A 13,189-nucleotide genomic window follows, 5' to 3' on the forward strand; every position below is an offset into this window, starting at 1 on the left:
ACCAACAACATTAACGTTGGGTTACTTTTCTCCCTCTTCTGATGGCTATTTTACTCCGCCCAACAAAGACACACTAACAACTCACCATTAGCCCGCGAATAATAAATAGCGACTACGCTTATTATGTCGACCTTCCCTTATTTTTTGTGTTCCAACCACCACAATTATTTATCTACCAACTGGGAAATCCCTATGAATGATGAAAAACTGTCGCAGAATAAGGGTGAATTGAAAGTGGAAAGTGAGGAACAAAAGCAGGGAAAAGAGATAGAAATAAATGAGAAGGAACTTCCCTCAAAAGCAGCCGCAATCCATGAATTGATCCGCCTCGAGGGGCAAAAAGAGTTAGAGCGCGACAGCTTTGCACTGCTGTGGTCTGCCATTGCTGCCGGCCTTTCAATGGGGGCATCGCTTATTGCCAAAGGCATTTTTCACGCAAAACTACCTGACTCACCGGCAAGTTTCCTGCTGGAGAATGTCGGTTATACCTTTGGTTTTATTATTGTCATTATGGCCCGCCAACAGCTATTTACCGAAAATACCGTGACCGCGGTACTGCCCATCATGCAAAAACCGAGTGGGCAAAACTTTCTTCTGTTATTTCGCCTATGGGGGTTGGTACTACTGGGCAACCTTATCGGTACAGGAATTGCGGCCTATTCCTTTATCCATATGCCGGTGTTTGATGAGTCGACCCGCGCATCATTTGTCACTCTGGCACAAGGGGTGATGGAGAATTCGCCATCTGAGATGTTTGCTAACGGCATATTTTCCGGTTGGATCATTGCCACTATGGTATGGATGATGCCATCAGCAGGAGGCGCTAAGATCTGGGTCATTTTCCTGATGACCTATTTAGTGGCGCTATGCGACCTTACCCATATTGTGGTTGGTTCGGTCGAAATCTTCTATCTGGTATTTAATGGCTCATTACCCTGGCAGCAATTTATTTATCCATTCGCGATTCCAACATTGGCAGGCAACATTATCGGCGGTACTTTTATTTTTGCCCTGATAAGCCATGCGCAGATCCGCAGTGATATGACCCATCAACCGAAAAATGGTGATAAGGCAACCAAAGACACTCCGCCCCCCTCTGAATAGCACCAACTTAACCACTGTGTTAACGTGATAATTTCGTACTAGCAAAGAGGTACAACTAATGCATTTCTCTTCGATCGAGGATATCAGAGCGGCTATTGATGGCATAGATTCGCAAATTGTCGCGTTAATCGCGCAACGGAGCCAATGTGTAAAAGCGGCCGCCGCATTTAAGCAGGATCAGAACGCAGTACGGGCGCCAGATCGGGTGCAGATGGTAATAGATCGTGTCACAGCAGAAGCCAGCAAAGCGGGATTAGCAGAAGAGATCATAGAGAAAGTTTACCGGACGATGATCAATGCTTTTATCGACTATGAACTTGAACAACATCGGCGCTTAGGGCAAAAGTAAGCGGGATTCAGTTATCACTGTTCCACTAACAGGTGGTAACAGGGTATACCGACAATTTTTAATAAAATCCCCTTAGTTCAGCCAATCATCCTTATATCATCTAAACCATAAAAAATGCCATGACGTGGCAGGATTCAAAGATAGCTACACCGATACACCCGTAATTATTTACCTGAGTTACTGGCCACTTGGCTATTCTTTAATGCGGTAAAAAGTGTAAAATATGTGAACATCAATATAGCAGACTGTTATTTGTCACTTTTTTATATTTATTCAATTTAATTTCAAGAGGTTAACGTGCAGGATTTACCAAACTGTCCAAAATGTAGTTCTGAATTTACATGGCAAGAAGGTGAACAACTGAATTGCCCGGAATGTGGTCATGAGTGGTCGGAAAATAGCCCTTCAGCCACCGGCCAAGACGACCTGGTGGTGCGCGATGCCAACGGTAATTTGTTGGCTGACGGTGACTCAGTAACTGTTGTTAAAGACCTAAAAGTAAAAGGCAGTTCTTCAACGCTGAAAATTGGCACCAAAGTGAAAGGCATCCGCCTGGTTGAAGGGGATCACAATATCGATTGTAAAATTGATGGGTTTGGTCCAATGAAGTTGAAATCAGAGTTCGTTAAGAAGAGTTGATATTTTAATCAATGAGTTACCCCCAAATAGAAATGTAGCCTCTGGGGGGATTGCCGTTGGTTGCTGAGTTTACTGGACACGAGTGGCGACAGCCTCGTGTCCTTAATTAACCTATTCAAATTAACTTATTCACTTCTCACGTCAGCCTGATACTCGATGTTGTTAATGGCTTACGGCAAAAAAACAGTTATAAGGCTAGATAGCTACAACTGTGCCGATAAACATCGTTTTTCGGTTATTACTATCACTTAATCACTCTAAGTTGGTGACAGAGTAACCAAACAGCCAGCTAACCGCTTATTATCTGGATAAAAATGCGTATAATGCTCGGCAGTACACTTCAGCGGCAGTCACTCTGCCAATGTCCGGGTCCCCGTAGTTAAACGGATATAACAAGCCCCTCCTAAGGGCTAGTTACTGGTTCGATTCCAGTCGGGGACACCATTAGCACTTCTTAGCACATCCCGCCAAGTCTATAAAACCCTGTTAAAACAACGATATCGACAAAGTCTAAACAATATGGATTTTCCAGAGAATCGAACTGGGTAGACTGCTTACGCTCCCTACTTTGAAGCTCAGTACAAAGAATGAACAATCAAGGTTGAAACACTAAAACAAAAATTGCCTAACGACTACCAGCAGTGGAAACACACAGAGTTTTTAGCTCATTTACTCCAGATAAAACATCACCAGCCAACCCATTCCCCTCACTATATGGACTTTATCTTCACTTTATTCCTCGCTGGCATATAATAAATATTTATCATATATATCAATAAATAGAGTACAAATCTCCTCTATTTTTACCCATAAAACTCACTATTTATCACTCTCTGCTTGTCAATTTAGATATATCGATCTAAATTAGATATATCTAAATTGTTTAGATATATCTAAAGGAGAGTCATTATGTTTGGTTTTTCAAAACGTGGTCATCATCAGGGCGGCGAACACCATGAAGGGCAGCGCCACTGTGGCGAAAGGATGCATCGCGGAGGTCGTCATCATATAACCGCTGAAGGCGCTGAAGCAGTAAGGGGCAGCAGGCGTGGTCGCGGTGATAAAATGCATCGCTTGTTCGAACATGGGGATTTGCGCATCGTCCTCTTAGCGCTGGTTGATAAAAAACCGAGCCACGGTTACGAGCTGATTAAGGCAATTGAAGAGGCGTCCTCCGGGCTCTATGTTCCAAGCCCTGGGGTTATCTACCCAACGCTAACCCTGCTAGAAGAGCAAGATTTTGTCACGCCAGTGGCAACCGGTAATGGCCGTAAAAGCTACCAAATCACTGATGCCGGTAAAGTTGAATTACAACAAAATCAACAGATGGTGGATGTGATTTTCTCCCGCTTGGCACAGGTAAATCGCCGGCCAGAAGGGAATCTGGCAGAAGGTATTTCTGATGCTATGCATCGCTTACGCCACATTCTACGTAGCAGTATGATGCGTTCTGATGTCGCACCAGAGCAGGTTTTACGCATTAACGCCGCACTACTGGCGGCGGTAGAAGTGATTGAAAAAGAGTTAGCACCGCCTTCGGCTACAACTGATGAAAAAGATCAGGAGAAAAGCTGATGCCGGGATATCGTTATCGCATCACCATTGAGCCGCTGACCGACCGCAAAGGTGACGCTATTGAGAAAACCCCGCTAACGTTCGAAGCCGAGAATCATGACGAGATCCTCGGCATCATCGAACGGTTACAAATGCGGGAAGATATAGACTTCGGCAAAGAGAAAACCGCAGCATTTGCTCTCGGGCTGAAACTGTTTTCAGAAACGATGCTGGAGAACCGTAAACACCCGCTGTTTGCACCGCTGCGCACCGCATTTACCGATTTCATGATTCATCTGAAGAAAGGCCCGCACGATAGTAATGATAGTGCCGGGTAATACGTCATAAGGAGAAAATGGACCCGCTCCCGACTATATTTATCCACTGGGGATATCGGCTATAGACGATATCCCGGCAGATGACTTAATCCAAATCGGCACCGTTACTGGCAATAACTTTTTTGTACCAATAAAAGGATTTCTTTCTCTTACGGGCTAAAGAGCCCTTGCCCTGATCATCACGGTCAACATAAACAAAACCATAGCGCTTGCTCATTTCACCGGTAGAAGCAGAAACCAGATCAATACAACCCCATGAGGTATAACCCATTACCGGAATGCCATCAACAATGGCCTCCCCCATAGCTTTGATATGCTCACGCAAATAACTGATGCGATAATCATCTTCAATCTCGCCTTGCGGGTTAATTTCATCCTTGGCACCTAACCCATTCTCAACCAAAAATAGTGGTTTCTGATAGCGGTCGTACATCATATTCATGGTGATGCGTAAACCTAAAGGATCAATACCCCACCCCCATTCACTGGCCTCAATGTGAGGATTTTTCAGCGATTTTACGATATTCGCCGCACTGCTGTTATGGTCGTTCATATCGGCCGACGCACAGCGGGAGGCATAATAACTAAAGGAGACAAAATCCACTGTATGCTTGAGTATCTCGTCGTCACCCGTTTCAGTAACAATTGAAATCCCTTTCTCCCTGAAAAGCCGTTTGGTATAAGCCGGATAAGCACCTCGGGCCTGTACATCAATGAAAAACAGATTTTCACGGTCTTTCTCCAGCGCGGCCCACACATCCTCGGGTTTACAAGTGCGCGGATAAAAGTTCCCCCCCGCCAGCATGCACCCCACCTGATTATTCGGATTAACCTCATGGGCAATTTTTGTCGCCAAGGCACTGGCAAGCAACTCATGATGAGCAGCCTGATACTTTACTTGCTCCTGATTTTCCTGTTGCTCAAACACCAGCCCGGCGCCAGAGAACGGACTGTGCAGCAGGATATTAATTTCGTTAAAAGTGAGCCAGTACTTAACTAATCCATCAAACGCCGTAAAACATGTGCGCGCATAACGAGCGAAGAAATCAACCATCTTCCGGTTACGCCACGAGCCGTATTCTGTGACCAGATGCATGGGAACATCAAAGTGGCACAGCGTCACCAGTGGCTCAATATTGTACTTTTTACACTCGGCAAAAAGGTCGCGGTAAAATGCAATGCCCTGCGCATTCGGGGTTAACTCATCACCGTTAGGGTAAATCCGACTCCATGCGATTGAGGTACGAAATACGGTGAACCCCATTTCAGCCATTAACGCGATATCATCTTTATAACGATGATAGAAATCGATCGCTTGATGACTGGGATAAAACTCATCATCTCTTAGGGTAAAACGCTTCTCCTGCCCCAGCTTTACTGCCAAACGGTGTGGTCCATGAGGGATCATATCAACCGTCGTCAGCCCTTTTCCACCTTCAAAGCAAGCACCTTCGGCCTGGTTTGCGGCTAATGCGCCGCCCCATAAGAAACCGTCGGGAAATGTTGATACTGGCATTACATACCTCGTATTTAGTTAATTTTTACTGCGCTTGGCGCAACAGCAGAATGGGCGGTATCACTTTCGCTATTTTCAACCGGGATATCTTCAAAACCCAGCAACAGCGTGGTAATAAACGAAATCACGATGGCCAGAATCATCACACCAAACACCCATACGATACTCATTGGATTGGCCGGATCGAAGAACTGGACACTGGTAAATAATCCAGGGGACGCCATCGAATGACTTGCCAGCCCACCGATTCCGGCGACTGCACCACAAATAAAACCACTAATAAGACTGGCGATCAGCGGGCGTTTAAGACGCAATGCCACCCCATAAAGTGCCGGTTCAGAGATACCCGCGACAATCGCTGATGCGGCAGCAGCCAGCGCCGTTTGGCGCAATTCCGGGTTTTTGGTTCGCCATGCGACAGCCAACGATGAGCCACCCAGTGAAAGATTAGCGCCAATCTCTGATGGCATAACCATGCCCTCTTTGCCGGTCTCCGCAATGGTCTGAATAATGGTTGGGGTAAAGACACGGTGCATGCCGGTCATAACCAATAAAGGCCAGAGTGCCCCCATAATCGCTACCGAGAGCCAGCCCAGATAGTCATGAACGGTGTACACTAACGAAGAAATACCGCTGCCGATCCAAATTCCCAGAGGGCCAATAAACATGATGGCAATAGGCGCGGAAATCAGCACAATTAACATTGGTTTAAGGAAGTTTTTGGTCACCGCCGGTGTAATGCGATCCACCCATCTTTCAATATAAGACAGCAGCCAGGTCATACATAATGCCGGAATAACGGTATAGGTATACTTCACCGCCGTGACCGAAATGCCCATAAACTCAACTTGTTGGCCTTGTGCAGCTTTGGCCATTAAATCAATAAAGGCGGGATGAACCAACACCCCGGCAATGGCGATAGCCAGTGACATATTGGTTTTAAATTTGAGTGCGGCAGAAGCAGCAACCATAACCGGAAGGAAGAAGAACGCCCCGTCACCAATGACATTGAGAATAATCAGTGTCGATGAGCCTTTGCCAAAAACACCGGTCATATCCAGAATCATGGCCAACAGTTTGACCATTGAACCACCGATAATGGCAGGAATCAGAGGTGACATGGTGCCAATCAGCGCATCAAGGATCCCCGCGCCGATGCGTTTCAAGGTTATTTTATTTTTTTGCGGCAGCGTATTTTCAGCTACCAGGCCTTCCGGCAGCAGTTTTAGCACTTCAGCATAGGCATATGAAACGTTATTACCAATAATGACCTGACACTGGTTTTCATTGCGCACCACACCCAGCACACCGGTGATGGACTTCAACTTCGCCAGATCAACCGCACTATCATCGTTAAGCACAAAGCGTAAACGCGTCATACAGTGGGTCACCGCCGCGATGTTATTCGCCCCACCAATGGCATCGACTATCGATGCAGATACTGCGGCATAATTCTTTGACATGAGTAGCAACTCCCCGTAATGACGCACGCCGAGCTAAGCAAACCATTTGCCATCGAAGAGGGACTATCCTCACCAGCATGAATGGTAATTAGCTATTATATTCATAGTGTTATTTAAATATTACCTGCCGATACACCCTTGCTTTTAGTTATTATCAGGCAACTAGGTAACCGGTTCCACACGAGAATCTTAAATTACTGACTGCAATTCAATAGATGGAGTAATTAAATTCTTATTTTGTGATAACGATCACATTAATTAGGCGTGTTATTGTGCACGACAGTAGTTGTGAGCCTAAAGAACTGAGTATTGCCAGTCAGCCGCCAGTCTATAGCGCATGGGCCAGAACCCAATTGGAACAGCATGTCTACCCGCCCATAGGGTAAGTGAATATTGCTAACAGCCGTGCAGTTTCGAGGGCGAAAGGTATAGAATGACAATAATTTTCAACGGGTAGGAAAGACCTATGTCTACAATGCTAGAAGTGGCAAAAAAAGCAGGTGTCTCGAAAGCCACTGTTTCGCGTGTTCTGTCAGGCAAAGGCTATGTCAGTGAAGTGACTAAAGCGCAGGTATATAAAGCGATTGAAGAGAGCGGATATCGACCAAACTTGCTGGCAAGAAATCTGGCGACCAATAAATCACAATGCATTGGTTTGGTGGTGACCAATACTCTTTATAATGGTAACTACTTTAATGAAATACTGTCTCAAGCGGCCAAAAAATTAGAGAATAATGGCCGTCAACTGGTGCTGGTTGACGGGAAACACAGCGCGGAAGAGGAACAAGAAGCAATCCAATTCCTGCTCGACTTACGTTGCGACGCAATAATAATTTATCCCCGATTTTTAACTGTGGATGATATGGATCTTATTATTGATAAATATAAGCAGCCCATTATGGTGGTCAACAGAAAATTAAGAAAAAACCACAGCCACTGTACTTTCTGCGATCATAAAGGGTCCAGTTATAATGCGACAAAATATCTCATTGAGCGGGGCCATCAGGATATTGCATTTATCACCGGCTCACTGGATTCACCAACAGCGATTGAGCGCCTTTCTGGATATAAAGAAGCATTAAATGCATTTTCTCTTCCGCTGCGCGATAACCTTATTATTCAAGGAAAATGGACCCCGCTCAGTGGTGCAACTGCGGTAGAATCGTTATTAGCCAGCCAACAACCATTTAGTGCGATTATCGCCAGCAATGATGATATGGCAATTGGCGCCATGAAAAGATTAAATCAGGCAGGGATCAGCGTACCTGAAGCGGTCTCTCTTATTGGCTTCGACAATATCCCCATTGCACCTTTTCTAAGTCCATCGTTATCCAGTATTAAAGACCCCGTCAGCGGTATGATAAATGACGTCATTAATCGGCTAATTTCAATGCTGGACGGAGGATATTTATCAACTGAAAATATATTTCAGTCCGAACTGATTATCAGGGATTCAATCAGTGACGGGCCATATTTAAGCCAATTAGCGCTCAACCATCAATAAAGCGCCCAGTTCACTGGGCGTATATTGGGCATAGCAAGGGACAGCTGGTGTTTATAGCCCATCCTCTCGGCGATCACTGGCTATTGGTGGCACCGATGATGCTCTCTCAACCACAATACGGCGGACCTTATAGCCGGTGATACCCAGTATTAGCGTGACTATCGGCGCGGCAATATTAAATACCGCAAATGGCAGATAGCCCATGGTGGATACACCCAATACCGCCGCCATATAAGCACCGCAAGAATTCCAGGGAATCAACGGAGAGGTGACGATACCGGCATCCCCCACCAGGCGTGAGAGATTTTCAGGTGCTAACCCGCGTTTGGCAAATTCACCGTGGAATAACCGTGTTGGCAGCAATAAAGCAATATATTGATCACCCGCGACGATATTAAGCCCAATGGCCGTAGCAACCGCCGAAGCAAAAAGTTGCCCAACAGTTTTAGCCCGCAACAAAATCGGGGTTACCAGTTTATTAAGCAGGCCAAAGTCATCCACCATAATACCGAATGTCACTGCACCGATAATCAACCAGATAGTCAGCAGCATGCTGTCCATTCCCCCACGCGACAACAATGCATCCATCTGTGGAATACCGGAGTTCTCCTGAAAACCATTAGCCATCGCCAACCAAACGCCCTTCACCGCAGCAATGGGTAACGCGGTATCAGGTTCAGCAATAAAGCGCGCAATGGCCTGCGGCTGAATAAATGCTGCCATCACACCAGCCAATAACGCCGCGCTAATAATGGCCAACGGTGCCGGGACTTTACCGACGGATAATCCAAGTAAGAATACCAGTGGCAGTAAATTCCAAGGCGTAATGTTGAATAACTCATCAAATCGGGCTAATTCGGCGTGCGTAATTGTGGCATCAAAGCTGGCTTGTTGATTGATACCCAATATGATGAATGCTACCAAAGCAACCAATGCGGCAGGAATTGTGGTCCAAAGTTGTGCCTGTATATGGCGATACAATTCAACACCATTCAACTGTGCGGCCAACACAGTACTTTCGGATAATGGCGAGATTTTGTCACCCACATAGGCACCAGAAATCACGGCACCTGCGGTTATCTCTGGTGAGACACCAATCATATTGGATAACCCAACCAACCCTACCCCAATGGTTCCCGCCGTTGTCCAGGAGCTGCCAATACTTAGAGAAACCCCGACACAAACAAGAAATGTAATGGGGAAAAACCAATTTGGTGTAATCAGAATAATGCCGTAATAAACTAAAGTCGGTATCGTCCCCGACATGTTCCAGGTCCCAATTAATGCACCAACAGCAAGTAAGATAAATATCGCGCCAACCACTGTTGATATTCCCTTACGCGTGGATTGGGCAATATCCTCCCATACATGACCATTCTTCATAATGATTACAGCGGTAATCATGGTGCAAAGAATAAGCGCGACCTGTAATGGTCCATTGACGGCATTGAGGCCAAACAGAGCGACAGATGCGCCGACGAGTAACACCAACGACAACATCGGAATAATGGCATCTAAATAGGAGGGAGGCTTGATAGTGCGCGTTTTTTTGGGAACATTGGCCATATATACCCCACAAACAATTAAATACGACTAGTGAGTCAGATCAATCTTTTAATGATGCTTGCACGCTACGGCTCGTTTTTTTAAGTATAGTCATTGGAAAGATATCTGATTAATTAGTTTAGCATTTAACGCCAGAAGTCAGCGCGGAGTAGCACCCAAAGAAAAGGAGCACAAGGCTCCTTTAGGTCAAACAACGACGGTATTGGTATCGCTCTGACTATTTGGCGCGAACACCTTCGACTGACAAAATCAGTTCGACTTCCTGTGATGCCGGGCCTAAATCAGTGGTGATATTAAAGTCTTTCAGCTTGATAGTACCATTTGCTTCAAAGCCAGCACGATAACCGCCCCAAGGATCACTACCTTGACCAGTCAACTTGCTTTCCAATGTCACCGGCTTAGTGACACCATTTAATGTCAGGTTACCCACGACCGAATAGCCTTCTGCATTTTTCTTAACGTCGGTCGACTCAAACGTTGCCTGTGGGAATTTACCGACATTCAGGAAATCTTTACTACGCAGATGTTTGTCACGCTCTGCATGGTTGGTATCAACACTATTGGTATTGATCACCACATTAACTTTATCAGCGGCCGGATTTTTCTCATCAAAAGTGAAAGAACCGTCAAAATCATTAAAACTGCCGTATAACCAGCTATATCCTAAATGTTTAATCCTGAATTCGATAAAGGCATGCTGCCCTTCTTTATCGATTTTATATTCGGCGGCTACGGCACTGCCTGCGGTAAACATCAGTGCACCTACAGCCAGGCCCAACAGGGTCTTATTAAACATATTTAATTCTCCATAATACAGTTGGTTAATCGGTGCTACGTCCCAGCATCCGCTTAAGGGTTACATCACCATCAATAAAGTGGTGCTTAATCGCGGCCAGTCCATGCAACAGTGAAAGCACGACGACTGCCCAAGCCAAATAGAGATGTACAGTTCCGGCAGTATCTGCCTGGTCAGGTAGATTGATCAGTGTTGCAGGGACATTGAACCAACCAAATACATTGATTGGTTGCCCATCTGCTGTTGAGATCAAATAACCGCTGAACATGATACAAAATAGGACAATATATAAAATCAAATGCGCCAATATCGCGCTTACCCGAGTTAAGCGGCTATAACTCAATAAGGGTTTGGGGGGCGGCGAAATAAAGCGCCAAATCACCCGAAATAACATCACCGCAAACAGTATGCATCCGATGCTTTTATGTATTTCAGGTGCCTGATGATACCAGCCATCGTAGTAGCCCAGAGTTACCATCCATAAACCCAGGGCAAACAACGCATACACCGTAAATGCCACTAACCAGTGGATAGCAATAGTCATGCGCCCGAACTGCTCCCTGGTATTTTTCCAAAGCATAATGATTCCCTTTTGCTCAATTTACAGAACAATAGTCAAACATTTCGAAACATAAAATCAACACTTATTTTATATAAGATATATTTTTCCAATCGCCGTCAGTTATTTTGCGGGAGTCGATAATTACTCGGTCAGTTTAATTGTTGGACTTTACTTAACCTGACATAAGCACAGTAAGCAAGCAGGTAAATACAGCAGAAATAAAACGGTGAATTCATTAAATTAAGCATTTCCAGCGGGAAATAGCAGGAGTTAAAAGCAGAAATAATGCCATTACAAATATTTATAATGGCATTATTTGGAGGGGTATCCGTTGACCATTCTTATCTAACAGTAAGATAGAAGGCCATCAGGTTATACCGTAAAACCGAGATAGAGATAGATTGCCAAAACAATACTTGCAGTTGCAATGGCATAGGGCATTTGTGTTCGAATATGCTCAATATGGTCACAATCCGTCGCCATAGACGCCACAATGGCATCACCAGAGATAGGCGATGTCATGTCACCAAAAATAGAACCCGCAATGGCCGCACCAATCATATATTCCACTGGCATCCCCAGAGAGACCCCAAGCTGAACACCAATGGGGATCATAATGGCAAACGTGCCCCACGACGTCCCCGTCGCTAGCGACATAATTGCACTGATAATAAAAATAAAGCCAATTGAGAATCCAGGAGAAATAATACCGGAGGTGATAGTAGCAATATATTGCCCGGTATTGAGATCAGCAGAGACATTCCCCATCAAAAATGCCAATACCATTATTGAGCTGATTTTCACCATACTGGCGTAACCGATATACAACTCTTTAAAAAAGGATTCTATATTCAGGATCCGTCGCCCACAGAACCAAACAAAAGAAACCGTTGTCCCAAACATCACGGCGCTATATACCGACATAGAGCCGCTACCTTTAGTGAAATCACCATCGCCAGTGACATAAAGTGCAACCGGCACAGCAATAACAGTCGACAGAATAGGGATAAGGAAATTTAGCAATGAATTACACGCCGGATGATCAATGACTTCATCGGGTTCTTTCTCAACGTGCAGATCCTGTTTGCTGATGTAATTCACTTCAGCCTTCTTCATCGGCCCCCAGGATGCCCCAGAGAAAATATAGAACAGTACGGACGCCAACGAGAACCATGCCATCAGATTCCACACCATCGATCTGGCCAGAATCTCAAAAGGCTGTCCATCGATGTACCCTTTGGCGATCTGGACACCGATAACCCCCATCATTGCCGCCCCCCAACCATTAATCATTGCTGAAGAACAGACCGATACACAGGAGGTTTGGACAATATAAGACATTTTCTCTGGTGATAGACCGTATCTTTTTGCCAGATCTTTGGTCGATGCACCGGCAATAAGTTGGTTGATCGAACTTTCAATGAAAATAATTGACGTAATCACCATCGCCAACAACTGCACTGCTTTTTTATTGGTAACAAACTGAGTTTTTTCTGTTAAGGCGCGAACTAAACTTCGAACGCCCCCGGTCACGACAATTAAGCGCATGATCCCGCCAATCATCACCATAAAAATAACGGTACGAGTATTACCTGGAGAAGAGAATGTATCAATAATTCCATTTAAAGTGCCACTGATCCCCTGAAGTAGATTGTGATCATTAATAACCGTAAATCCAACAACTATCCCCATTAATAACGACAATATTACCTGCCGAGTAAAAATCGCCAAACAAATAGTTACCAGTGGAGTTATAATTGTCCACACGCCATAATCATGCATATGACTACCCTATTAA

At 45.1% G+C, this 13,189-nt stretch carries 12 protein-coding genes and 1 tRNA gene; 7 read left to right on the top strand and 6 right to left on the bottom strand.

The window, feature by feature from the left end; genetic code table 11:
• The first annotated feature begins 192 nt into the window (after positions 1–192).
• The 6 genes from Q2T72_RS15195 (at position 193) to Q2T72_RS15220 (ending at position 3,984) form a co-directional block, all read left to right on the top strand.
• On the top strand, positions 193–1,104 hold the full coding sequence (locus tag Q2T72_RS15195) for a formate/nitrite transporter family protein (protein ID WP_372569407.1): 912 nt from the start codon (positions 193–195) through the stop codon (positions 1,102–1,104).
• Between the two features lie 58 nt (positions 1,105–1,162).
• Positions 1,163–1,453: a chorismate mutase gene (locus Q2T72_RS15200; protein ID WP_083158196.1), complete on the top strand. Its 291-nt coding sequence runs from the start codon at positions 1,163–1,165 to the stop codon at positions 1,451–1,453.
• Positions 1,454–1,750: 297 nt separating this feature from the next.
• Positions 1,751–2,092 carry a zinc ribbon domain-containing protein YjdM gene (locus tag Q2T72_RS15205; protein WP_083158195.1) on the top strand — a complete coding sequence of 114 codons (342 nt, stop codon included), beginning with the start codon at positions 1,751–1,753 and terminating at the stop codon, positions 2,090–2,092.
• Between the two features lie 369 nt (positions 2,093–2,461).
• Positions 2,462–2,536: transfer RNA gene (locus Q2T72_RS15210), tRNA-Arg, on the top strand.
• Positions 2,537–3,001: 465 nt separating this feature from the next.
• Positions 3,002–3,667: a PadR family transcriptional regulator gene (locus Q2T72_RS15215; RefSeq protein WP_083158194.1), complete on the top strand. Its 666-nt coding sequence runs from the start codon at positions 3,002–3,004 to the stop codon at positions 3,665–3,667.
• Positions 3,667–3,984: a DUF3861 domain-containing protein gene (locus tag Q2T72_RS15220; protein WP_083158193.1), complete on the top strand. Its 318-nt coding sequence runs from the start codon at positions 3,667–3,669 to the stop codon at positions 3,982–3,984. The genes Q2T72_RS15215 and Q2T72_RS15220 overlap by 1 nt, the downstream gene beginning before the upstream one ends.
• An 85-nt stretch (positions 3,985–4,069) precedes the next feature.
• Here Q2T72_RS15220 and Q2T72_RS15225 read toward each other — a convergent pair whose 3' ends face one another.
• Positions 4,070–5,500 (bottom strand): 6-phospho-beta-glucosidase, encoded by a 1,431-nt coding sequence (locus tag Q2T72_RS15225; RefSeq protein ID WP_083158192.1) that lies wholly within the window; start codon positions 5,498–5,500, stop codon positions 4,070–4,072.
• A gap of 14 nt (positions 5,501–5,514) precedes the next feature.
• The gene (ascF, locus tag Q2T72_RS15230) at positions 5,515–6,963 is read right to left on the bottom strand and encodes a PTS cellobiose/arbutin/salicin transporter subunit IIBC (protein WP_193784621.1); all 1,449 of its coding nucleotides are present in this window, start codon (positions 6,961–6,963) and stop codon (positions 5,515–5,517) included.
• 466 nt (positions 6,964–7,429) lie between these two features.
• Between ascF and Q2T72_RS15235 the strand changes: the two genes are divergently transcribed.
• The gene (locus tag Q2T72_RS15235; protein ID WP_083158190.1) at positions 7,430–8,467 is read left to right on the top strand and encodes a LacI family DNA-binding transcriptional regulator; all 1,038 of its coding nucleotides are present in this window, start codon (positions 7,430–7,432) and stop codon (positions 8,465–8,467) included.
• 51 nt (positions 8,468–8,518) lie between these two features.
• On the opposite strand, the gene Q2T72_RS15240 is transcribed toward Q2T72_RS15235, so the two are convergent.
• From Q2T72_RS15240 to Q2T72_RS15255, 4 genes are all read right to left on the bottom strand, one after another.
• On the bottom strand, positions 8,519–10,033 hold the full coding sequence (locus Q2T72_RS15240) for a Na+/H+ antiporter NhaC family protein (protein WP_083158189.1): 1,515 nt from the start codon (positions 10,031–10,033) through the stop codon (positions 8,519–8,521).
• Between the two features lie 217 nt (positions 10,034–10,250).
• Positions 10,251–10,829 (bottom strand): YceI family protein, encoded by a 579-nt coding sequence (locus Q2T72_RS15245; protein ID WP_083158188.1) that lies wholly within the window; start codon positions 10,827–10,829, stop codon positions 10,251–10,253.
• 25 nt (positions 10,830–10,854) lie between these two features.
• On the bottom strand, positions 10,855–11,409 hold the full coding sequence (locus Q2T72_RS15250; protein ID WP_372569409.1) for a cytochrome b: 555 nt from the start codon (positions 11,407–11,409) through the stop codon (positions 10,855–10,857).
• 354 nt (positions 11,410–11,763) lie between these two features.
• Positions 11,764–13,173, bottom strand: coding sequence for a Na+/H+ antiporter NhaC family protein (locus Q2T72_RS15255; RefSeq protein ID WP_372569410.1), 1,410 nt, complete (start codon positions 13,171–13,173; stop codon positions 11,764–11,766).
• Positions 13,174–13,189 lie beyond the last annotated feature (16 nt).

Source organism: Yersinia sp. 2466 StPb PI, from assembly GCF_041538325.1.
In the GTDB taxonomy this organism is placed as follows: Bacteria; Pseudomonadota; Gammaproteobacteria; order Enterobacterales; family Enterobacteriaceae; genus Yersinia; species Yersinia enterocolitica_E.